Genomic DNA, 22470 nt, shown 5'->3' on the forward strand with positions numbered 1-22470 from the left:
CCCCCGAGGACCCCCGCCATGACCACGCAAGCCCCGCAGTTCCCCGGTGCGCCCGTCGTCCGCAGAGAGGCCCGGGACAAGGTCACCGGCACCGCCCGCTACGCGGCCGACCGCACGCCCGCCGGCTGCCTGTACGCCTGGACCGTCCCGGCCACCGTCGCGGCCGGACGCGTCACCGCCGTACGGGCCGTCGACGCGCTCGCCGTACCCGGCGTCCACTCCGTCCTCACCCACGACAACGCGCCCCGGCTCCACGAGCCCGACGACCCGATCCTCGCCGTGCTCCAGGACGACCGCGTCCCGCACCACGGCTGGCCGATCGCCCTCGTGATCGCGGATTCGCCGGAAGCCGCCCGTACCGGAGCCGGGGAGCTCCATATCGAGTACGAACGCGACGCGCATGACGTCACCCTCACCGAGGACCACCCGGGCCTGTACACGCCCGAGGAGGCCAACGGCGGGTTCCCCGCCGTCCGCAACCGGGGCGACGTGGAACGGGCCCTGGCCGCATCGCCCGTCCAGACCGATGCGACGTACCGGATGGATGCGCTGCACAACCACCCCATGGAGCCGCACGCCGCCACCGCCGTGTGGGAGGACGGCCACCTCACCGTCCACGACTCCAGCCAGGGCTCCACCAAGGTCCGCGAGAGCCTGGCCCAGGCGCTCGGCCTCGACCCGGACCGGATCACCGTCGTCTCCGAGCACGTCGGCGGCGGCTTCGGCTCGAAGGGCACCACCCGCCCCCAGGGGATCCTGGCCGCGATGGCCGCCCGGCACACCGGCCGCCCGGTCAAGCTCGTCTTCCCCCGGGCCCAGCTGGCCGAGGTCGTCGGCCACCGGGCCCCCACGATCCAGCGGGTCCGGCTCGGCGCGGACCTCGACGGCGTGCTCACCGCTGTCAGCCACGAGGTCGTCACCCAGACCTCCACCGTGAAGGAGTTCGTCGAGCAGGCCGCCGTGCCCGCCCGCGTCATGTACGCCTCGCCGAACAGCCGCACCGGGCACCGGGTGGTCGCCCTCGACGTGCCCAGCCCCTCCTGGATGCGCGCCCCGGGGGAGGCCTCGGGGATGTACGCCCTGGAGTCCGCCATGGACGAACTCGCCTCCGCGCTCGGCCTCGACCCCGTGGAGCTGCGGCTGCGCAACGAACCCGCGACCGAACCGGACAGCGACCGCCCCTTCAGCAGCCGCGGCCTCGCCGCCTGCCTGCGCGAGGGCGCGGCCCGGTTCGGCTGGCACGACCGCGACCCCCGCCCCGCCGCCCGCCAGGAGGGCCGCTGGCTCATGGGTACGGGCGTGGCATCCGCGACGTACCCCGTCCTCGTCTCCCGGTCCACCGCGAGCGCCCACGCCGCGCCGGACGGCTCCCTGCGCATCCAGGTCAACGCCACCGACATCGGCACCGGGGCCCGCACCGTGCTGGCCCAGATCGCCGGCGACGCCCTCGGCGTCGACCCCGCGGCCGTCCACGTCGACATCGGCTCCACCGACCTGCCCACCGCCCCGCTGGCCGGCGGCTCCTCCGGCACCGCCTCCTGGGGCTGGGCCGTGCACAAGGCCGCCGCGGACCTCGCCGCCCGCCTCGCCGAGCACTCCGGGCCACTCCCCGCCGACGGGATCACCGCCACCGCCGACACCGAGCAGGAGACCGGCGAGGAGTCCCCGTACGCCCGGCACGCCTTCGGCGCCCACTTCGCCGAGACGGCCGTCGACGCCGTCACCGGCGAGGTACGCGTACGCCGGCTCCTCGGGGTGTACGCCGCCGGGCGGATCCTCAACGCGCGCACCGCCCGCTCCCAGTTCACCGGCGGCATGGTGATGGGCATCGGCATGGCCCTCACCGAGGGCTGCGGCATCGACCCGGCCTTCGGCGACTTCACCGCCAAGGACCTCGCCGCCTACCACGTGCCCGTCTGCGCCGACACCGCCGATATCCAGGCCCACTGGATCGAGGAGGACGACCGCCACCTCAACCCCATGGGCAGCAAGGGCATCGGCGAGATCGGGATCGTCGGCACCGCCGCCGCCATCGGCAACGCGGTCCGCCACGCCACCGGCGCCCGGCTGCGCGAGCTGCCCCTCACCCCGGACACCCTGCTGCCCTACCTGCTGTGATCGTCCTGAGCCCGGGCACCGCCTCCTACCAGCGCGGACGGCCCAGCTGTTGCGCGTCCGGCGTACCGGCCTCACCCTGAGGAGTGACCCAGAAGTGATCAGTGCTCACGCTTCGTGTTCGGGGGTCGTTCGTACGACGGGGTGAAGTACGACGGGGTGAAGACACGTGGGCCTCGTGGTGAGGAGCCTCGACGATGACCGTTCCACTCGACCGGCACTACTCGGTCGAACTGCAGGTGTCGGCAGAGCGCGTTTCCCAGCTGCGGCGGATCGTCGCCGCACACCTTCGTCACTGGAGTCTCGACCTGCACGTCCGGCCGGTGTGCCGGGCCCTGGACGAACTCCTGACCAACGTCCACCGGCATGTCGGCGGCGGCAACACCTGCGTCCTCGAACTCCGCTGGACCGGACGGCACGTGACCGTGTCCGTCGCGGACAACAGCGCCCGGATGCCCCGCCTGCTGCCGGTCGGCGGCGGGCTGAGCCGGGTCATGGCCCTGAGCGACAGCTGGGGCACCTGCCGGACCACGGACGGCAAAGTGGTCTGGTTCACCCGCTACGCCGAGGCGCCGCAGCTCGCGGAACTGCTCCCGCACGCTCCGCTGCCCGGCGTCCGCACCGCCCGCCGCACCCCCCTCGCGGCGCTCGTGTAACCGCCCGGAAGGGCGGCCCGTGACCCCGGCCGACGCGGAACGTGCCCTTGGGCACGCATGATCCGCGTCGGCCGGGTACGTGCGGGGGAGGAAAGGCCGCGTTGCGGAGACCGGTGCGGCGCGGCACGGTCGGACTACCGATGCAAGGAGGCCACTGCCATGCCCATCGCGACGGTCAACCCCGCGAACGGCGAACTGATCAGGTCATTCGACGCCCTCGGCGAGGAGGAGACCGAACACCGGATCACCGCCGCCGCGGAGACCTTCCGCCAGTACCGCACCACGCCCTTCGAGCAGCGGGCGGCCTGGCTGAACCGGGCCGCCGACCTCCTCGACGAGGACCGCGACACCATCGCCCGCACGATGACCGTCGAAATGGGGAAGCCCATCACGGCCGCCCGGGCGGAGGCGGCCAAGTGCGCCAAGGCGATGCGCTGGTACGCCGACCGCGCGGAGGGCCTGCTCGCCGACGAGCACCCGGACCCCGCCGACGTGAAGGACTCCGGCGCCTCCCGCGCGCTGGTCCGCTACCGGCCGCTCGGCGTCGTCCTCGCCGTGATGCCGTGGAACTTCCCGCTCTGGCAGGTGGTGCGCTTCGCCGCCCCCGCGCTGATGGCGGGCAACGTCGGACTCCTCAAGCACGCGTCGAACGTCCCGCAGACCGCCCTCTACCTGGAGGACCTCTTCCACCGGGCGGGCTTCCCGGCGGGCTGCTTTCGTACGCTGCTGATCGGCTCGGGCGCCGTCGAGGCCGTCCTGCGCGACCCGCGCGTCGTCGCCGCCACGCTCACCGGCAGCGAACCGGCCGGGCGTGCCGTCGCCGCCACCGCGGGCGACGAGGTCAAGAAGACCGTCCTGGAACTCGGCGGCAGCGACCCCTACCTCGTCCTGCCCTCGGCGGACGTGGAGAAGGCCGCCGCCACCGCCGTCACCGCACGCGTCCAGAACAACGGCCAGTCCTGCATCGCCGCCAAGCGCTTCATCGTCCACGCCGACGTGTACGACGCGTTCGCCGAACACTTCACCGCGGGCATGCGGGCCCTGACCGTCGGCGACCCCCTGGAGGACGCCACCGACGTCGGCCCGCTCTCCACCGAACAGGGCCGCACCGACCTGGAGGAACTCGTCGACGACGCCGTCGAGCGGGGCGCGGAGGTGCTGTGCGGCGGACGCCGTCCCGACAAGCTCGGCGGCGGCCTGGAGAACGGCTGGTTCTACGAGCCCACCGTGCTCGCCGGTATCACCACCGCCATGCGCATCCACCGCGAGGAGACCTTCGGCCCGGTCGCCACCCTCTACCGGGTCGCCGACCTCGACGAGGCGATCCACCTGGCCAACGACACCCCCTTCGGCCTCAGCTCCAACGCCTGGACCCGCGACCCGGGCGAACAGGAGCGCTGCGCCCGGGACCTGGAGGCCGGCGGTGTCTTCTTCAACGGGATGACGGCCTCGCACCCCGCCCTGCCCTTCGGCGGGATCAAGCGCTCCGGTTACGGCCGTGAGCTGGCCGGACACGGCATCCGCGAGTTCTGCAACGCCACCACGCTCTGGTACGGACCCGAGGCCTCCTGACGACCGCCGAGCCGGGCCCCTTACGGCCCGGCCGGGGCGATGCGCGATCATGGATGGCGACCCTGCCCGGCCGGAGAGAGGCTGCCATGAAGCTGCGCTGCGCCGTGATCGAGGACTTCCAGTCCGTGGCCACCACCGTCGTCGACTGGTCGCCCGTCACCGACGACGTCGAGATCGTGCCGTTCACCGAGCACCTCGCGACGGTGGACGAGACGGCCGCCGCCCTCGCCGGCTTCGACATCGTGGTGACCCTGCGCGAGCGGGTGCCCTTTCCGGCGGAGCTGTTCGCCCGGCTGCCCCGGCTGCGGCTGCTGGTGGCCTCCGGCATGCGCAACTCCGCCATCGACTTCGACGCCGCGCGGCGGCACGACGTCGTCGTCTGCGGCACCGCCAGCTCCTCCACCCCGCCTGTCGAGCTGACCTGGGCCCTGCTGCTGGGCCTGGCGCGCGGCATCGTCCCCGAGGCCGAGGCGCTGCGCACGGGAGGGCCCTGGCAGTCCACCCTCGGGGCCGACCTGCACGGCCGGACGCTCGGTCTGCTGGGGCTCGGGAAGATCGGCGGCCGGGTGGCGCAGGTGGGCCTGGCCTTCGGCATGGAGGTGGTGGCCTGGAGCCGGAACCTCACGAAGGAACGTACCGACGAGGTCGGGGTGGGACTGGCCGCCTCCAAGGAAGACCTGCTGGACTCCAGCGACTTCGTCTCCGTCCACCTGGCGCTCGGCGAGCGGACCCGGGGACTGATCGGCGCGGCCGAACTCGCCCTGATGCGCCCGACCGCTTACCTGGTCAACACCTCCAGGGCGGCCATCGTCGACACGGACGCGCTGCTCGCCGCGCTGCGCGACGGGGTGATCGCCGGGGCCGCGACGGACGTGTTCGACGTCGAGCCGCTCCCGGCCGACGCCCCGGTGCGCACAGCCCCGCGGCTGCTGGCCACCCCGCACCTGGGCTATGTGTCGCGAGCCAACTACGAGACGTACTACGGCCAGGCGGTGGAAGACATCAGGGCGTTCCTCGACGGACAGCCGGTCCGCCGCCTGGGCTGACGGCGGAGGGGCCTTTTCCGAGGGGTGTTCAGTAGCGCAGGGCCGCCGCGATCCGGCCGTGCTCCGCCAGCGAGTCGTCCTCGACGAAGACCACATCGGCGCCGCTGTCCAGCGCCGCTTCGACGAGTTCGTCGACGATGTCCTCGCGGACCGTGCCGTCCGCGCTCTGCGTGGTCCCCTCGGGTACCGGCTCCAGGTGCTCGTCGGTCACCTGCACGGCCGCCTGGAAGTGTTCCTCCACCGCGACCAGAGCCGCCCGGCCCTCCCGGACGGCCGCCCACACCTCGTCGAGGCCGCCGGCGAAGGAGTGCGCGCTGCGGGCGTTGTCGAGCCGGCTCTCCACCGCCGCCACCGCCTGGCGCGCGCCTTCCTCCAGGGCGGGCCGCAGCTCCCTGAGGACCTCGGCGGGCGGCAGATCGGCCGGCGCCCCCTTGGTGACCCGGCCGGTCGCGGACCGGGAGCTCTCGCCGACCTCGTCCAGCAGGGCGAGAGCGGGGGCCAGGCCCAGCAGGTACAGCGGACGCGGATCGTCGGCGAGCACCGTGCGCAGCTTCTCGTCGACGTCACGGAAGAAGTTACGGGTCTCCTCGTCGGAGAAGGTGCTCGGAGTGTCCCCGATGCGCTCCTCGCGCTGCGGGTTCGGCGGCTCCTTCGGCGCGGTCAGCGGGAAGCCGCCGGCCCTCTCCGGCCGGATGCCGTCGCCGGTCCCGATCCACAGCGTCGCGTGGTCGGCGGCGATGGTCAGCGCCCGGAACGGCCGCGTCTGGGCCTTGGCGGCGACGAGGTTGCGGGTGAGGAAGGTGTCGCTGAGCACCACCCGTTCGGGTGCGGTGCGCGGGAGCTGCCAGATCCAGTAGGCGTCGGTGGTGACCAGGAGCACCAGGGAGTCCAGGGCCCCGCGCGGATCCACCTCTTCCGCCGCCCGTTCCACCTGGGCCCGGAGAGCGGCCGCCACCTCGCGGCTGACCTGCGGGTCGGCATCGAGGCGGTGCCCGGCCTCGGCCACCAGGTTCCGCAGCCGGACCGGGTCCTGGGCGTTGTCCGGAGCCTTGCGGTGGGTCGGCATGGTCAGGGACAGGGCCGGATAGGGCCGGGTCGCCCGCAGCTCCCGCAACAGGTCGGCGGTCAGGGCGTCCGTATCCATCGTTCCCTCCCGGGACTCGAACCCGCTCCCGTATGAAGCGGATGCTTCGACGAGTCAATTCATACCTTTTGATCCTAATATGGGCGAGTTGTTGCTCTGGAGTGCGGGAGGGTGCGCGATGTCCACGCTCACGGTGTGGAAGTTCAGGACGGCCGAAGGCGCGGAGAGCGTCGAGGAGGCGCTGAAATCCCTTCAGAAGGAAGGGCTGATCAAGATCCTCGACGCGGCCGTGGTCAGCTGGCCCGCCGACCGGGCCAAGCCGCGCACGAAACAGCTCCTCAACCTCGTCGGCGCCGGGGCCCTCAGCGGCACCTTCTGGGGCATGCTCTTCGGGCTGATCTTCCTGATGCCGTTGCTGGGTGCGGCCATCGGGGCGGCCGCCGGAGCGGTCGGCGGGAAACTCGCGGACGTCGGCATCGACGACGACTTCATCGCCGAGGTCAAGGAGAAGGTGACGCCCGGAACCTCGGCGCTGTTCCTGCTGACCATGAACGAGGTGCCCGAGCGGATCGGCGCTCAGCTGCCCGGCGACGGCGCCGAACTCCTCCACAGCAACCTCGACACCGAGCGCGAGGCGAAACTCCGCGACATCTTCGGCGACGACACGGCGTGACCCACGCGCCTCCCCCCTCTCACCCGGATCCCCCTCCTGTTCTCACTAGGATCCCCCTCTTGGATTGGACGGACCGTCCGTGAAAGCGAACCTCCCCGCGCGCCGGGCCCGCGCCGCGCGCGCCCTGGCCCCCGTCGCGGTCGCGGCCCTGCTGCTCGCCGGCACGACGGCCTGCGACTCCGACACCAGCAGCGAAGGCACCGACCAGGGCGTCCACACCCTGACGCCCGAGCCGGAGGAGTCCCCTTCCGAGTCCCCGAGCCCGCGCACCCAGGAGAGCTTCGCCGCCTCGGTCTCGGCCGAGTCCGAACGCGTACGGCAGGAGGCGGCCAAGCGGCTGGACGAGGTGGAGGGCCGGGGCAACGCCGTTGCCGATGTCTCGGTCACCGGGCTGCCGCTCAGCGGCTCGGAGGAGGTCCGCAGCGCACGCGTCCGGGTCACCAACCCCACCGACGAGGCCGCGTTCTTCGCCGTGAAGGTGGAGTTCGTCGACGCCGAGGACAAGGTTCTGGACACCGTCGTCGTCGGCGTCGAGGACGCTCCGCCGGACCGCACGGTCGACGTGCAGGCCAACAGCCGCAAGGCCGCCGGGGTGAAGACCTTCCCCCGGGTCGCGCAGGCCGAGCGCGGCTGAGGGGGCGGGGCCATGAGTGCCGCCGACGCGGTGACCGACTCGCTGGAGAACCTGCGGGCCCAGTTCGTCGACGTACGGGAGGGGAAACCGGCCGACTACATCCCCCAGCTCGCCCTCGCCGACCCGGACGCCTTCGGTCTGGCGCTGGTCAGCATGGACGGGCACCGCTACAGCGCGGGCGAGGCCGAGGTCCCCTTCACTCTCCAGTCCGTCTCCAAACCGTTCATCTACGCCCTCGCGCTGTCCCTTCTCGGTCTCGACGAGGTGAGCCGGTGGGTGGGCGCCGAGCCGAGCGGCGAGGCGTTCAACGCCATCAGCCTCGAACCCGACACCGGCCGCCCCGCCAACGCCATGGTCAACGCCGGGGCGATCGTCACCACCGCCCTCATCCCCGACGCCCCGGGCGAGAGCGCCTTCGACCGGATCCTGCGCTGCCTCGGCCGCTTCGCCGGGCGTGAACTGGACGTCGACGAGGAGGTGTTCAGCTCCGAGTCGGTGACCGGGGACCGCAACCGGGCGCTGGCCTATCTGATCCGCTCCACCGGCACCATGCCCGTCGATCCGGTCCTGGCGGTCGACCGCTACTTCCGCCAGTGCGCGACCCGCGTCACCGCGGTCGACCTCGCCACCATGGCTGCGACGCTCGCCTACGGCGGCGTCAACCCGGTCACCGGCGAGGAAGTCGTCTCCGCCGAGGTCGCCTCCCGGGTTCTCGCCGTCATGGCGACCTGCGGCATGTACAACGGCTCCGGCGAGTGGCTGCTGCGCGTCGGACTGCCCGCCAAGAGCGGGGTGTCCGGCGGTCTCATCGCAGTGGGTCCTGCCCGTTTCGGGGTCGCCACGTACAGCCCGCCGCTCGACGCCACCGGCGGTTCGGTACGCGGCCACGCGGCGCTGGAGGCGATGTCGCAGCGCTACGGGCTCCACCTCATGCTCAACCCCGCGCTGCCGGGCTCCACCGTCACCCTCGTCACGACCGCGGACGACCTGCCGTCTGCGCCCTCCGTCGAGGACGAACGGGTCCTGCACGAGCAGGTCGGCGTCGTCGTCGCCCAGGGGTCCATCGACTTCACGGCTGCCGAACGCGTGCTGTACGCCCTGGACGAGTCGGGGCCGGACGGCGGCTCGGTCGTCCTCGACCTGCACGACGTCACGGCCGTCGACTCCGTGGGCCTGGCCATGCTGCACACCGGCCTCGCGCGTCTCGTCTCCGACGGGCGGCGCGCGGCGGTCGTCGACCCCCGTGATCTGCTGGGTCCGTCCGACCTCCTTCGGGAGCGGACCGGCCAGGACCTGCCGCGCTACGCCACCCGCGAGAGAGCTGTCGAAGGCTGCGCGAAGGCCCTGGCCGGGGAGGGCTGAGCCGGGACCGCCGAGGGGGCCCGGAGAGCCGGGAGGGTCGGGGCTACCAGATGGACCCGACCCACTCGGGGTGGTCGATGAACGGGTTCCGGTTGTGCTGGAACTGCTCGAATATGACGTCGTTGCGGCGCTTCTCGAAGGTGTCCGGCGGGTCCTCCTGGCTCCATTGCTTCAGGACGGACAGCTTGCCCATCTTCGGCGCGGACCCGTTGTCCACCTGGTCGTTGGGTTCGAGGTCGGCGAAGGAGTCGGTGCCCTCGTACCGCACGGCCATGTAGAGGATCATGCGGGCGACGTCGCCCTTGACCTCGTCGCGCGGCTCGAAGGAGTCGCCGTCGGTGAAGTTGCCGGGTGCGCCGGCCAGTTCGCTGCCGCCGTTGTCGAAGTCCTTGTTCCCGCGCGTGGAGTTGACCTGGACGTCCTCGGGCCGCAGGTGGTGCACGTCGGTGCCCGGACCCGTCGACGTACCGAAGTCGCCGTGCGACTTGGCCCAGACGTGCTCCCGGTTCCACTGGCCCGAGCCGCCGCCGTTGTCGTTCTTGGACTGGGAGCGCCCGGTGTACAGCAGCACGACGTTGGAAGAGTTGGCGGGATCCTCGTCGGTCGCCTTGAGGGCGTCCCACACCTGGTCGTAGGAGAGCTTGGTCTGGTCGCTGATGATCGTGTGCAGGGCGGCCTTCAGCTCGGCGCCGGTCTTGCCGAGCGCGTCCTGGTAGTACGTGTCGTCGAGGGCGGCGGCGGTGGCGGTGTAGCGGCCGGGCGAGGGGTCCGCGGGGGCCGCGGCAGCGGTGCCGGTGAGCACGGTGACGGCGGCCGCCGCGGCCAGCAGCGGACGCGCGTAGAACGAGTGACGACGGGACATGTGGGGTGTCCTCTCCGAAACGCGGGCGTCGCGACGAGGTCCTGGGTGGGGATGCTCGCGCGGCGGCCGTGCGGTAGGTGGTCAGCCGGGAGCCTTCCACACGCACCGTGCCCCACGTGTGAACACTCTGTACCTATCATGTGCAGGTCAAGAATCGGGCTGTCGGAACCCGTCGCGGACGGCCGTGCGCCCCCCGCGGTCCACAGTCTCCGGGGGCGGTCGGGGCGTCCGGCCGGGTGCTATCCGGCCGCCCAGTCGCGCAGGGCCCTGGCCGAGGCGAAGTCGGCCACGTTCCTGTCGAGCGGATCGTCGGTGTACTGGTGGATGCGCCATTCCGCCTCGATGCGGGGCTTGCCCGCGGAGACGTAGTCGGCGATCCACAGCCCGTCGCCCGCGTAGCTCGTCGTGTCGTGGTTGAGCCAGAACGAGCGGTTGCAGTACAGCAGGACCCGGTGATCGGGCCGCTCCTCCTTCACCGCGCGGATGAACCGGTCCTTGTCCGCGTTGCTCGCCCGCGTCCCGCCGCCGGTCTGTTCCCAGTCGACCGCGAGCAGATCGCCCGCCTTCTCGGGGGTCCTGCTCAGGAAGTACGCCACCTGGTCCGCCACGTCCCCCGGCCACAGGAAGTGGTAGAACCCGACGACGCACTCGGCGTCCCTGGCCCGCTTCACCTGTGCGTCCAGACGCGGATTGACATAGCTGCGGCCTTCGGTGGACTTGATGAGGACGAAGTCGAGACCGTCCGTGTCGTAGGAGGGCTGGTAGGCGCTGACGTCGACACCGTGGAGCATGGGCACCGCCTCGGAGAATGGGGCAAGGACCTCCCTCTCCTGCCCACTCCCCGGGCTCGCCAAGGGCTGATTCACCCTCCCGGGTAGCGGGCCGCGCGCCCATCGGATGCGGCCGGGTCCACGGGGGGTGAGAATTGCCGCAAGGACGAGGAGGCGGCATGAGCGAAGAGTCCGAATCCGTATCCGAGGCCATGTCCGGGCCGGGGGGCATCACCCCCGACCGGCTCCTGCACACGGGCGCGAGCGACCGCCCGAGCGCGGAGGACCTGGTGCTCGCCTCCGGGCGGGACGTGACGCCGGAGACCCTGGAATGGGCCCGGCGCAAGCTGGCCGCCGAGGGGCGGTCGGCCATCGACAAACAACTGCCCTGACGGTCCCGCCGCCAACTGCCCGACGGCCCCGCGAGGTCGGCGGGAGCACCCGGCGCGCGGGTACGCGGAGCCGTACGCCGAGGTGAACGCGGCCGAGGGGCCGGGAGCGTGTGGGGCGCCCCCGGTTCCCTCGGCTAGCCTGAGTGACATATGAACCGTTTGACGACCTCGCAGGGCGCTTTCGACCTCGCCCGCTTCCCCGAGCACCCGCGCGACCCCTTCCGGGCATGGGACGCCGCCGACGAATATCTGCTCCGGCAACTGACGGACCCCGAGACGGGCCCGGTCGACCTCTCGGGGACGGTCGCCGTCGTGGGGGACCGGTGGGGAGCGCTCACCACCGCGCTGGCCGCACACCGGCCCGTCCAGATCAGCGACTCCTACCTGGCCCGGCGCGCCACCCTCGCCAACCTTGCCCGCAACGGCATCGACCAGGACGCGGTACGGCTGCTGTCCTCCCGCGAGGCCCCGCCGGACCGGATCGACGTCCTGATCGTCCGGGTGCCCAAGTCCCTGGCGTTCCTGGAGGACCAGCTCCACCGGGTCGCCCCCGCAGTCCACGCCGGCACCGTGGTCATCGGCACCGGCATGGTCAAGGAGATCCACACCTCCACGCTCAAGCTCTTCGAGCGGATCATCGGCCCGACCCGCACCTCCCTCGCGGTGCGCAAGGCGCGGCTCATCTTCTCCACCCCGGATCCCGCGCTGCCGCGTACGCCGAGCCCGTGGCCCTACCGCTACGAACTGCCCGCCGACGTGGGCCCCGTCTCGGGCCTGACCACTGTCAACCACGCGGGGATCTTCTGCGCCGAGCGCCTCGACATCGGCACCCGCTTCTTCCTGAAGCACCTGCCCACCCGCGGCGGCGCGGTCCGGGTCGTCGACCTGGGCTGCGGCAACGGCGTCCTCGGGCTCTCCGCCGCCCGCGCCAACCCCGAGGCGCACCTCACCTTCGTCGACGAGTCCTACGGGGCGGTCGCCTCCGCCGAGGAGACCTTCCGGGCCGGTGCGCCGGACGGAGCGAAGGCCGACTTCCTCGTCGGCGACGGGCTCGGCGACCTCGAACCGGGCAGCGTCGACCTGGTGCTCAACAACCCGCCGTTCCACTCCCACATGGCGACCACCGACGCCACCGCCCGCACGATGTTCGCCGCCGCGCGCACCGCACTGCGCCAGGGCGGCGAGCTCTGGGTGGTGGGCAACCGGCACCTCTCTTACCACACCCACCTGCGCCGGATCTTCGGGAACTGCACCACGGTCGCGGGTGACCCGAAGTTCGTGGTCCTGCGCGCCGTCAAGCGCTGAGACCCGGGGAGTACCAGGCCCTTCCAGATTCTTGCAACAGGTTCTACTGTGTGCGCCGCCGCACACGGACGACGCCGAAGCGAGACTCTGGAGGGGCCGTGCACCTCGAATACACGCCTGAGCAGCAGCGGTTGCGTACCGAACTGCGTACCTACTTCGCGGCCCTGGTACCCGACAACGCCTACGCACGCTACGCGGAACCCGCCGCCCAGAAGCGCTTCTACCGCGAGACGGTCCGCAGGCTCGGCGCCGACGGCTGGCTGGGGGTCGGCTGGCCGAAGGAGTACGGCGGCCGGGGGCTGACCCCGATGGAACAGTTCATCTTCTTCGACGAGGCCGCCCAGGCCGGCGTACCGCTGCCGCTGATGGCCCTGAACACCGTCGGCCCCACGATCATGCAGTTCGGCACCGACGAGCAGAAGGCCCACTTCCTGCCCGGAATCCTGGCCGGGGAGATCGACTTCGCGATCGGCTACAGCGAACCGGACGCGGGCACCGACCTCGCCGCCCTCAAGACCCGCGCGGTCCGCGAGGGTGACACGTACGTCGTCGACGGCCAGAAGATCTGGACCACCAACGGCGACACCGCCGACTGGGTCTGGCTCGCCGTGCGCACCGACCCCGACGCCCCGTCCCACAAGGGCATCACCATGCTCCTGGTCCCCACGAGCGACCCGGGCTACTCGTGCACCCTGATCAACACCCTCGCCTCGCACGACACCACCGCCAGCTACTACGAGAACATCCGCGTCCCGGTCTCCCGCCGCGTCGGCGAGGAGAACAAGGGCTGGCGGCTCATCACCAACCAGCTCAACCACGAACGCGTCACCCTCGCCGCCCACGGCACGATGGCGGTCCGCGCCCTGCACAACGTCCAGCGCTGGGCCGCCGACACCAAGCTCTCCGACGGCCGCCGGGTCATCGACCTCGGCTGGGTCCGCGCCCTGCTCGCCCGCACCCACACCCGCCTCGACGCGATGAAACTCCTCAACTGGCAGATGGTGTCCGCCCTCCAGGACGGCACCCTCACCCCCCAGGACGCCTCCGCCGTCAAGGTGTACGGCTCCGAGGCCCGCCGGGACGCCTATGCCTGGCTCATGGAGATCGTCGGCTCCGCGGGCGCGCTGAAGGAGGGCTCGGCCGGCGCGGTGCTCCACGGCGAACTGGAGCGCGGCTACCGCTCGGCCGTGATCTTCACCTTCGGCGGCGGCAACAACGAGATCCAGCGGGAGATCATCTCGTGGATCGGGCTGGGGATGCCGCGCGTGCGGCGGTGAACGACGGCGGACCTCGGGTCGCCGTACCGGGTGCGAACGGCGGCAGGGCGGTCAGCGGGCTCCCGCTCCGGAGGTCCCTGGCCGCGCCGGCCCGGCGATATTGCCGCCGCGCACGTGCGGTCGCGCAATTGCGGGGTAGGCGAGAGGCGTATCCCAAGGAGGAACCATGTCCCGACTGATCGCCCGGCTCACGCAGTTCACCCGCAGCCCCCAAGGCCGTCGAACCATCGAGTCGGCCCGACGCGCCGCAGCCGACCCGCGCAAGCGCGCCCAGGCCCGCAGCCTCCTCGGCCGGCTGCGTGGACGCCGGTCGATGTAGGCGCTCCGGCGGGACTTCCCCCGCTGCGTTCGCTCCCGGTCCTGGTTAGCGTGGGCCCGGGGGACGCACGTCGACAGGTAAGGAGCCCCGCGATGCCCTCAGCACCGCATCCGGCCACCGGCGACCTGGGCCGCCGCATCGTGGCACGCCGTCTGCAACTCGGTCTGTCCCGGCAGGACGTAGCCCTGCGGGCCGGCGCCGCACCCGGCTACATCGAGTACGTGGAGGAGCAGTCCGCCACGGTGGGCGTCGGCTTCCTGCTCCGGCTGGCCGACGCGCTGGAGACCACCGTGCAGGAGCTGTCGGGAGGCGCCGTCGACCTGCCGCGCGGCGCGGGCCGGGGTGCCCGGCGAGCCCGGATGGTCGAACTCGACGAGACCATGTGCTGGACGCTGCTGGGCGACCACGGTGTGGGGCGGGTGGCCCTGGCCCTCGGCGACGGGCCGGTAGTCCTGCCGGTGAACTACCAGGTGAGCGACGGCGAGGTGCTGTTCAGCACGGCGAAGGACTCCCCGCTGGCCACCGCCGCCGGCACGGAGATCGCTTGCGAGGCCGACCACATCGACGACGCCTTCAGCAAGGGCTGGAGCGTGCTGCTCGTCGGAACCGTGCGCGCCGTGACCGACGAGGAGTCCGCGCGGCGGCTGAGGGAGGCGGCGTACTCGACCCCGTGGGCGGGGGCGGAGCGTGACCACGTCATGGTGCTCGCGCCCCGCCGGATCACCGGGCGGAAGATCGTCGTTCCCGACGCACCGGGCGACTCCGACTGATCCGGGGCCGGGGCCGGGGCCGGGGCCGAGGCCTCGGTCCTCACCGAGGGCGACCCCGGCCATGAGCGGCCTCGGTGCCGTCCGTGGCGGCGTGGGCCGTGGCGGAGGCCTCGCCGCCTCCACGGGCGCGGAGGGTGGCCTCGAAGTCCTCGGCCCGGGCGAGCTGGACGCGAAGCTTCCCGACCTGTTCGGAGGCGGCCTGCTGATAGGCGCGGACCCGGGCGAGCAATTCCTCGCGCAGGCCGGCGTCGAGCGGGTCGTCCCCGTCCAGCCGGTCGGTGGCGTCGAGCAGCTCGCGCATCTGGTCCAGGGTGAAGCCGAGCGGCTTCATCCTCCGGATGACCATGAGGCGGGCGACGTCGGTCTCGGTGTAGAGGCGGAAGCCGCCCCGGGACCGGGCGGAGGGGACGACGAGGCCGGTCTCCTCGTAATGGCGGATGGTGCGCAGGGAGAGCTCGGTCCGTGCGGCGACCTCGCCGATCTGCATGTGCTTGCCGTCCACGCCCGTGCCTCTGGCCTCTCTCGTTCCCGGAAGGTTCTCGTAGGACCACGGAGCCGTAGGTCTAGGGAGCCGTAGGACCACTGAGTCGTATGCCCACGGAGCCGTGGACCTGTGGGTCCATGCCGATCGACGTCGATCTCTACCCTAACGTTAGGGTAGGGTTGCCGGGCGGCAGGGCGACGTACCGTTGCCCGTGCACCGCCCGTGTCGCCGTACTGCCGTGCTCGGGGCCGATGACGCCCCCGGTGAAGGTCTGATTGTCGCAGGAGATGTGCGTGCGCGAGCCCAGGACGCCCGGCGCCGCCCCCTGCCCGCCGTGACGCGTCGCACCCGGACATGATCCCGGCCGCGCCGCGGCGCGGTTGCGGCCCGTCCGGCTTCCGGTCTTCCGGCTCCGCGCTCACGGAGCCGTCCGCAGGGGCCGCCCGGCCCCGTCACCTCCGCGCACCCGCCTGCTGACCGAGTGCGCCCGAGCCCGACAGGTCCCCTCCCTTGCCCTCCGCTTCCCCCGTCACCTCCGCACCCTCCCCGCTCGCGCGCCTGCGCGGCCTGAAGCCCGACTGGCTGTCCGATCCGAAGGTCTGGCGTACCGAGGTGCTGGCCGGCCTGGTCGTCGCGCTGGCCCTGATCCCCGAGGCGATCTCGTTCTCGGTCATCGCTGGCGTCGACCCGGCGCTCGGCCTGTTCGCCTCCTTCACCATGGCCGTGACGATCGCGATCGTCGGCGGGCGCCGGGCGATGATCTCGGCCGCCACCGGTGCGGTGGCGCTCGTGATCGCGCCGCTCAACCGGGAGCACGGCCTCGGGTATCTCATCGCCGCCGTCATCCTCGCCGGTGTCTTCCAGGTGGTCCTGGGGGCGCTGGGCGTGGCGAAGCTGATGCGGTTCGTCCCGCGGTCGGTGATGGTCGGCTTCGTGAACTCCCTGGCCATCCTCATCTTCATGGCGCAGGTCCCCGAGATGTGGAACGTCCCCTGGGGCGTGTACCCGCTGCTCGTCGGCGGTCTCGCGCTCATGGTGTTCTTCCCCCGGATCACCACGGTGATCCCGGCCCCGCTCGTCTCCATCGTCATCCTCACCGTGATCACGGTCGGCGCCGCCATCGCTGTGCCGACCGTCGGCGACAAGGGCGCCCTGCCTTCCGCCCTGCCGGTGCCGGGCCTGCCCGACGTGCCGTTCACCCTCGACACGTTGACGACGATCGCCCCCTACGCGTTCGCGATGGCGCTGGTGGGCCTCATGGAGTCGCTGATGACCGCGAAGCTCGTCGACGACCTCACCGACACCCGCTCGAACAAGACCCGTGAGTCCGTCGGGCAGGGCATCGCCAACATCGTCACCGGCTTCTTCGGCGGCATGGGCGGCTGCGCGATGATCGGCCAGACCATGATCAACGTGAAGGTGTCCGGCGCCCGCACCCGCCTCTCCACCTTCCTCGCCGGCGCGTTCCTGATGGTGCTGTGCATCGTCTTCGGACCGGTCGTCTCCGACATCCCCATGGCCGCGCTGGTCGCCGTCATGATCATGGTGTCCTTCGCGACCTTCGACTGGCACTCCCTCGCTCCCGGCACCCTCAGGCGCATGCCCGCCGGAGAGATCGCCGTCATGGTGATCACCGTCGCCTGCGTCGTGATCACGCACAACCTCGCGATCGGCGTCGTCGTCGGCTCGGTCACCGCCATGGTCATCTTCGCCAGGCGTGTGGCCCGGGTCGCGGACGTCACCGCCGTCACCGATCCCGACGGCTCCACCGTGGTCTACCGGGTCACCGGAGAGCTGTTCTTCGCCTCGGCCAACGAACTCGTCGGCCGGTTCGACTACGCCGGGGATCCCGACCGGGTGGTCATCGACCTGAGCGCGGCGCACATCTGGGACGCCTCCTCCGTCGCCGCCCTCGACACGATCGGCAGCAAGTACGCCCAGCGCGGCAAGGCCGTCGAGATCACCGGCCTCAACGAACCCAGCGCCCACCTCCACGACCGGCTCACCGGCGAACTCGCCGCCGGGCACTGACCCCGGGGCCCGGGTGACGGCACGTCCGGCAGCCGACAGCCCGCCCCGCCGCGTACACACGCGGCGCACCGGCCGCCATACTGGAAGGGCCGGGGAGAGCACAGCACCAGCGGCGGGCGACACGGGGAACAACGGGGGCGGGAAGCGGCAGATGGCGGACACCAGGCTGATCCAGAGCCGGTACCGGCTGCTCGAACTGATCGGGCGCGGGGGCATGGGCGAGGTGTGGCGTGCCCTCGACGAGTCGCTGGGTCGTCAGGTAGCCGTCAAATGCCTCAAACCCATGGGCCCTCAGCACGACCAGGCGTTCACCCGCGTCCTGCGCGAACGCTTCCGGCGCGAGGCCCGGGTGGCCGCCTCCCTCCAGCACCGGGGCGTCACCGTCGTGCACGACTTCGGCGAGTACGAGGGCGTGCTCTACCTCGTCATGGAACTGCTCGACGGGCAGAACCTGAGCCAGCTGCTGGAGGAGAACCAGCAGCACCCGCTGCCCGTCGACCATGTCGTCGACATCGCGGAGCAGGTCGCCGACGCCCTCGGCTACACCCACCGGCAGGGCATCGTCCACCGCGACCTCAAGCCCGCCAACATCATGCGGCTGACCGACGGCACGGTGAAGATCTGCGACTTCGGCATCGCGCGCCTCGGCCACGACATCGGCATGACCTCCCGGCTCACCACCACCGGCCTCGCCATGGGCACTCCGCACTACATGTCGCCCGAGCAGATCAGCGGCAAGGAGGTCGACCACCGCAGCGATCTCTACTCGCTGGGCTGCGTCCTGTACGAAATCGCCACCGGCGTCCCGCCGTTCGACCAGGAGGACGCCTGGGCCGTGCTCGTCGGACACCGCGACACCCCGCCCCAGCCGCTGCGCACCCACCGCGCCGACCTGCCCGGCTTCTTCGACCGCGTCGTCCTCGATCTGCTCGCCAAAGCCCCCGACGAGCGGCCCGTGGACGCGGGCGACCTGCGCCGCCGCATCGTCCTCGGCCGCACCGGCGAACAGCCCGCGCTCGGCCCGGGGCCCTTCGCGCCCTCCCACGCCGAGCGGCTGCCGGCCCCGCGCGAGAGGTCCTTGCCCGCCTGGACCCGGACCATGACCGCCGGTCACCGGGCGTTCGGCGCGACGGGCCCGCACGCCGAACGCCCCGATCCCGCCGCCGGGCTGACGGGGCAGTGGACCACCGCGAGCGCCACCGCCCCGCACACCGGCTCCTTTGTCCCCGTGTCGGCCGGGCTCTCCTCCCCGGACCTCCTCGTCACGCTGGAGGGCCGCCACAGCGCAGGCCTCGACCTCGGCCGTCTGGGCCGCTGGGAGGAGGCCGGTGAGGTGCATCGCGAGGTCGCCGCCCAGCGCGCCCGCGTCCTCGGCCCGGACCACCTCGACACCCTCGCCAGCCACTACGAGATCGGCCTCACCCTCAGCCGTACGGGCCGCGCCGAGGAAGGGCTGCGCGAGTTCACCCGGGTCGCCGAGGGCCGCGAACGCGCCCTGGGCACCGACCATCCGCAGACGCTCGCCGCCCGCCAGGCGACCGCCCACGCCCTGGGCCGACTCGGCCGGCACGCCGAGGCCCACGAGGTGTACGAAGCGGTCCTCGCCGTCCGCGAACGCGTCATGGGCCCCGACCACCCCGACACCCTGCGCTGCCGCCACAACCTGGCGTTCAACCTCAGCCGGCTCGGTCGGCCCGAGGAGTCCTGCCGGATCGCCCGCGAGGTCGCCGACGCCCGGGCCCGACTGCTCGGCCCGGCACATCCCGACACCCTCGCGACCCGCTACGAAGTGGCGTACACGCTGGGCAGGCTGGGCCGCTGGGCGGAGGCGCTGGAGACCTACCAGGAGGTCGCCCGCGCTCGCGCAGAGACCCTGGGGGCCGACCACCCCGACACCTTCGCCGCCCGCTACGAGGCCGGCATCAGCCTCGGCCGGCTCGGCCGCGACGCGGAGGCCCTGGAGCTGTACCGCTCCCTGGTCGCCGACCGCACCCGGACCGCCGGAGCGGCCGACCCGGAGACACTGCGCGCCCGCCACGGCCTCGGCGTCAACCTCGGGCGGCTGGGCCGCTGGGAGGAGGCGCTCGCGGAGGCGCGCGACGTCTGCGCCCTGCGGGAGCGCACCCTGGGGCCCGACGACCCGGACACGGTGATCAGCCGCCGGGAGGTCGCCGCGGGGCTCGGCTGGCTCGGCCGGTGGAGCGAGGCCCTCGTCGCCTACCGGCAGGTCGCCGAGGCACGCCCCCGGGTGCTGGGCCCCGACCACCCCCAGACGCTCGCGGCCCGCGACGACGAGGCGCACTGCCTGAGGCGGCTCGCGCAGGCCTGAGACCGCAGTGCCCCGTCCGCCCCGCCGCCCCTGGGGGGGACGGCGGGCGGCGTGTTACGAAGGTGCATGCCCGCACCCCAGAACCCCGCACCCCGGACCTCCGCAGGTCAGCCCGCCACCCGCGGGTCCTCCGGGCCCGGCGCGCCCGCCCGGGACCGCTACGACGCCGTGATCGTCGGCGGCGGCCACAACGGCCTGGTCGCCGCCGCCTACCTCGCGCGCGCCGGACAGTCCGTGCTCGTCCTGGAACGGCTCGGCACCACCGGAGGAGCGGCGATCTCCACCCGCCCCTTCGCCGGGATCGACGCCCGGCTCTCTCGCTACTCGTACCTGGTCTCCCTGCTGCCCGACAAGATCGTCCGGGACCTCGGCCTCGACTTCGCCGTACGTAAGAGGACCGTCTCCTCCTACACCCCCGCCGTACGCGACGGACGTCCCACCGGGCTGCTCGTCGCGGGCGAGGGCACCCGGGAGTCCTTCGCCGCGCTGACCGGCGGCGAACGCGAGTACGCGGCCTGGCAGCGGTTCTACGGGATGACGCAGCGGGTCGCCGAGCGGGTCTTCCCGACGCTCACCGAACCGCTGCCCGGCCGCGACGCGCTGCGCGAGCGGATCGACGACGCGGACGCCTGGCGGATGCTCTTCGAGGAACCGCTCGGCGTGGCCGTCGAGGAGAACTTCACCGACGACCTGGTGCGCGGGGTCGTCCTCACCGACGCCCTGATCGGCACCTTCGCCGACGCGCATGACACCTCGCTCCTGCAGAACCGGTGCTTCCTCTACCACGTGATCGGCGGCTCCACCGGCGACTGGGACGTTCCCGTCGGCGGCATGGGCGCCCTCACCGACGCCCTGGCCGGGGCCGCCCGTGCTGCGGGCGCCGAGATCCGCGTACGGCACGAGGCGACCCGCATCGAGACCGACGGGAATGCCGCCGAGGTCACCGTGCGCACCCCGGACGGCGAGCGGGTCGTCGCAGCGGGCCGCGTGCTCGTCAACGCCTCCCCGCAGGCCCTGGCCGCACTGCTCGGCGACACCCCGCCGCCGCCCGCCGAGGGCGCCCAGCTGAAGGTGAACATGCTGCTCACCCGGCTGCCGCGGCTTCGCGACCGGTCCGTCGACCCCCGGCAGGCCTTCGCCGGGACCTTCCACATCGCCGAGGGGTACGGGCAGCTCGCCGACGCCTACCGGGACGCTGCGACCGGCCGGCTGCCCGCCGCCCCACCCTCCGAGATCTACTGCCACTCGCTGACCGACCCCTCGATCCTCGGCCCCGACCTCGCCGCGCGCGGCTACCAGACCCTCACCCTCTTCGGGCTTCACGCCCCGGCCCGGCTGTTCGCCGCCGACAACGACGCGGCCCGCGCGGCCCTGCTGAAGGCGACCCTGGCCGAACTGGACGCGCACCTGGAGGAGCCGATCGCGGACTGCCTGGCCCTCGACGAGCGGGGGGAGCCCTGCATCGAGGCCAAGACCCCGCTCGACCTGGAGCGCGATCTGCGGCTGCCCGGCGGCCACATCTTCCACCGCGACCTCGCCTTCCCGTACGCCGACGAGGGCACCGGACGCTGGGGCGTGGAGACCGCGCACGCCAATGTGCTGCTCTGCGGGGCGGGCGCGGTACGCGGCGGTGGGGTCAGCGGGGTGCCCGGTCACAACGCGGCGATGGCCGCGCTGGGGGAGTAGTAGGGGCAGGCCCTAACGCAGGTGCCGGGGGTTCACGGCGGCGGCGATCGCCGTGTGACCCTCGGGGCCCGGGTGCAGCCCGTCGCCGCTGTCGAACGCGGGCAGCAGCCGGGAGGGGCGGTCCGGGTCGCGCAGCGCCGCGTCGAAGTCGGCGACCGCGTCGAAGACCCGCCCGGTGCGCACCGCCTCGTTGACCTCCCGGCGCACCGCGTCCGCCTCCGGGGTCCAGCGCGTCCACCCCTCGAACGGGGCGATGGTGGCGCCCACCACCCGCAGCCCGGCCGACCGGGCGCGCAGGGCGAGTTGGCGGTAGGCGGCCACCATCCGCGCCGGGTCGCGCTCGACCGGCAGATGGTGGAGGTCGTTGACGCCCAGGTGCACCAGGACCGTCCGCAGCCCCGGCAACGACAGCACGTCCCGGTCGAAGCGGGCCTGGGCGCCCGGCCCGAAGCGGTCGTTGTCGAGCAGCAGCCGGTTGCCGCTGATACCGAGGTTGGCGACGGCGGAGCCGGACAGCCGGCGGGCCAGCTGGTCGGGCCAGCGCAGGTCCGCGTCGTCGGGCGTGCCGGTGCCCTCCGCGATGGAGTCGCCCAGCACGGCGAGGACCGGACCGCGCGCCCCGGTCGTCTCGACCCCGGTCAGGAGGAGCACGGACCGGGTGCGGACACCGTCGACGGTGTGCCAGGCGTGGGTGTTGCGGTGGAAGGAGAGAGGGCCGGTGGGGCCCGGGAGCCGTGTCGCGACAGTCAGCAGGGCTCCGTCCGGCACCCGCAGCCCCGCCACCGGGTCGCTGGTGAGGGACGCGCCCGCCGCCAGCCACTCCTGCGGCCGACCGCCGAAGGTGACCGGCCGCCCGTCGGCGGTCACCGGACCCACCAGCACCGGCGCGGCCCCGAAGGCGTGCGCGTACCGCAGTCTGACCTGCCCGCCCGCCGAGAGCCGCAGCCGCGCGGTGAAGAGCCCGTCGGTGAGGCCGCCCGCCGCGAGCGGGTCGTCCGCCGTGGGCGCGGTCTGCGCGGTGGCCCACGAGGTGGTCCAGGGGCTGGCCGGGGCGGGGAGTCCGGGAGCCTCCGGCACCGCCGCCCCGGCGCCCGCGGCGGCCA

The 22470-nt window shown here is 72.7% G+C and carries 20 protein-coding genes; 15 read left to right on the forward strand and 5 right to left on the reverse strand.

Translation table 11 applies throughout. The features are described from left to right. Nucleotides 1-18: 18 nt before the first annotated feature. From JS521_RS20820 to JS521_RS20835, 4 genes are all read left to right on the forward strand, one after another. The gene (locus JS521_RS20820) at nt 19-2118 is read left to right on the forward strand and encodes a xanthine dehydrogenase family protein molybdopterin-binding subunit (protein WP_205084460.1); all 2100 of its coding nucleotides are present in this window, start codon (nt 19-21) and stop codon (nt 2116-2118) included. A gap of 194 nt (nt 2119-2312) precedes the next feature. After that, nucleotides 2313-2771: an ATP-binding protein gene (locus JS521_RS20825; RefSeq protein WP_205084461.1), complete on the forward strand. Its 459-nt coding sequence runs from the start codon at nt 2313-2315 to the stop codon at nt 2769-2771. A 159-nt stretch (nt 2772-2930) separates the two neighbouring features. Then, a complete protein-coding gene (locus JS521_RS20830; protein WP_205084462.1) occupies nt 2931-4343 on the forward strand; it encodes an NADP-dependent succinic semialdehyde dehydrogenase in 1413 nt (470 codons plus the stop codon). 86 nt (nt 4344-4429) lie between these two features. Next, complete coding sequence (locus JS521_RS20835) at nt 4430-5389, forward strand: D-2-hydroxyacid dehydrogenase family protein (protein WP_205084463.1); 960 nt, start codon at nt 4430-4432, stop codon at nt 5387-5389. A gap of 28 nt (nt 5390-5417) precedes the next feature. Here JS521_RS20835 and JS521_RS20840 read toward each other — a convergent pair whose 3' ends face one another. Beyond that, complete coding sequence (locus JS521_RS20840) at nt 5418-6533, reverse strand: baeRF3 domain-containing protein (RefSeq protein ID WP_205084464.1); 1116 nt, start codon at nt 6531-6533, stop codon at nt 5418-5420. Nucleotides 6534-6651: 118 nt separating this feature from the next. Between JS521_RS20840 and JS521_RS20845 the strand changes: the two genes are divergently transcribed. The 3 genes from JS521_RS20845 (at nt 6652) to glsA (ending at nt 9142) form a co-directional block, all read left to right on the forward strand. Next, nucleotides 6652-7146, forward strand: a complete 495-nt coding sequence (locus tag JS521_RS20845) for a DUF1269 domain-containing protein (RefSeq protein ID WP_205084465.1) — start codon at nt 6652-6654, stop codon at nt 7144-7146. Between the two features lie 79 nt (nt 7147-7225). Then, on the forward strand, nt 7226-7780 hold the full coding sequence (locus tag JS521_RS20850; protein ID WP_205084466.1) for a hypothetical protein: 555 nt from the start codon (nt 7226-7228) through the stop codon (nt 7778-7780). A gap of 12 nt (nt 7781-7792) precedes the next feature. Then, nucleotides 7793-9142 carry a glutaminase A gene (gene glsA, locus JS521_RS20855; protein ID WP_205084467.1) on the forward strand — a complete coding sequence of 450 codons (1350 nt, stop codon included), beginning with the start codon at nt 7793-7795 and terminating at the stop codon, nt 9140-9142. Between the two features lie 43 nt (nt 9143-9185). Here glsA and JS521_RS20860 read toward each other — a convergent pair whose 3' ends face one another. Together JS521_RS20860 and JS521_RS20865 are read right to left on the reverse strand one after the other, a co-directional pair. Then, complete coding sequence (locus JS521_RS20860) at nt 9186-10004, reverse strand: endonuclease I family protein (RefSeq protein WP_205084468.1); 819 nt, start codon at nt 10002-10004, stop codon at nt 9186-9188. A 239-nt stretch (nt 10005-10243) separates the two neighbouring features. Beyond that, nucleotides 10244-10795 carry a GH25 family lysozyme gene (locus tag JS521_RS20865; RefSeq protein WP_205084469.1) on the reverse strand — a complete coding sequence of 184 codons (552 nt, stop codon included), beginning with the start codon at nt 10793-10795 and terminating at the stop codon, nt 10244-10246. Nucleotides 10796-10953: 158 nt separating this feature from the next. Here JS521_RS20865 and JS521_RS20870 point away from each other — a divergent pair, with 158 nt between their 5' ends. The 5 genes from JS521_RS20870 to JS521_RS20890 all read left to right on the forward strand — a co-directional run bounded on the left by JS521_RS20870 (nt 10954) and on the right by JS521_RS20890 (nt 14837). Continuing rightward, nucleotides 10954-11166 carry a hypothetical protein gene (locus tag JS521_RS20870; protein WP_205084470.1) on the forward strand — a complete coding sequence of 71 codons (213 nt, stop codon included), beginning with the start codon at nt 10954-10956 and terminating at the stop codon, nt 11164-11166. 150 nt (nt 11167-11316) lie between these two features. Next, nucleotides 11317-12471, forward strand: a complete 1155-nt coding sequence (locus JS521_RS20875; protein ID WP_205084471.1) for a methyltransferase — start codon at nt 11317-11319, stop codon at nt 12469-12471. Nucleotides 12472-12569: 98 nt separating this feature from the next. Further along, a complete protein-coding gene (locus JS521_RS20880) occupies nt 12570-13748 on the forward strand; it encodes an acyl-CoA dehydrogenase family protein (protein WP_205084472.1) in 1179 nt (392 codons plus the stop codon). A 166-nt stretch (nt 13749-13914) separates the two neighbouring features. After that, nucleotides 13915-14067: a hypothetical protein gene (locus tag JS521_RS20885; protein ID WP_205084473.1), complete on the forward strand. Its 153-nt coding sequence runs from the start codon at nt 13915-13917 to the stop codon at nt 14065-14067. Between the two features lie 92 nt (nt 14068-14159). Continuing rightward, nucleotides 14160-14837, forward strand: coding sequence for a helix-turn-helix domain-containing protein (locus tag JS521_RS20890; protein ID WP_205084474.1), 678 nt, complete (start codon nt 14160-14162; stop codon nt 14835-14837). 40 nt (nt 14838-14877) lie between these two features. On the opposite strand, the gene JS521_RS20895 is transcribed toward JS521_RS20890, so the two are convergent. Continuing rightward, a complete protein-coding gene (locus tag JS521_RS20895) occupies nt 14878-15339 on the reverse strand; it encodes a MerR family transcriptional regulator (protein ID WP_205084475.1) in 462 nt (153 codons plus the stop codon). A gap of 492 nt (nt 15340-15831) precedes the next feature. Here JS521_RS20895 and JS521_RS20900 point away from each other — a divergent pair, with 492 nt between their 5' ends. From JS521_RS20900 to JS521_RS20910, 3 genes are all read left to right on the forward strand, one after another. Further along, the gene (locus JS521_RS20900) at nt 15832-17352 is read left to right on the forward strand and encodes a SulP family inorganic anion transporter (RefSeq protein WP_205084476.1); all 1521 of its coding nucleotides are present in this window, start codon (nt 15832-15834) and stop codon (nt 17350-17352) included. A gap of 151 nt (nt 17353-17503) precedes the next feature. Next, nucleotides 17504-19681, forward strand: a complete 2178-nt coding sequence (locus tag JS521_RS20905) for a serine/threonine-protein kinase (RefSeq protein ID WP_205084477.1) — start codon at nt 17504-17506, stop codon at nt 19679-19681. Between the two features lie 66 nt (nt 19682-19747). Then, on the forward strand, nt 19748-21367 hold the full coding sequence (locus JS521_RS20910) for a phytoene desaturase family protein (protein ID WP_239487586.1): 1620 nt from the start codon (nt 19748-19750) through the stop codon (nt 21365-21367). Between the two features lie 12 nt (nt 21368-21379). On the opposite strand, the gene JS521_RS20915 is transcribed toward JS521_RS20910, so the two are convergent. Further along, nucleotides 21380-22470: SGNH/GDSL hydrolase family protein (locus JS521_RS20915; protein WP_205084478.1), on the reverse strand; the 1091-nt coding region annotated here is incomplete at its 5' end.

Origin of the sequence: Streptomyces durocortorensis (assembly GCF_016901035.1) — a bacterium.
GTDB classification, from domain to species: Bacteria; Actinomycetota; Actinomycetes; order Streptomycetales; family Streptomycetaceae; genus Streptomyces; species Streptomyces durocortorensis.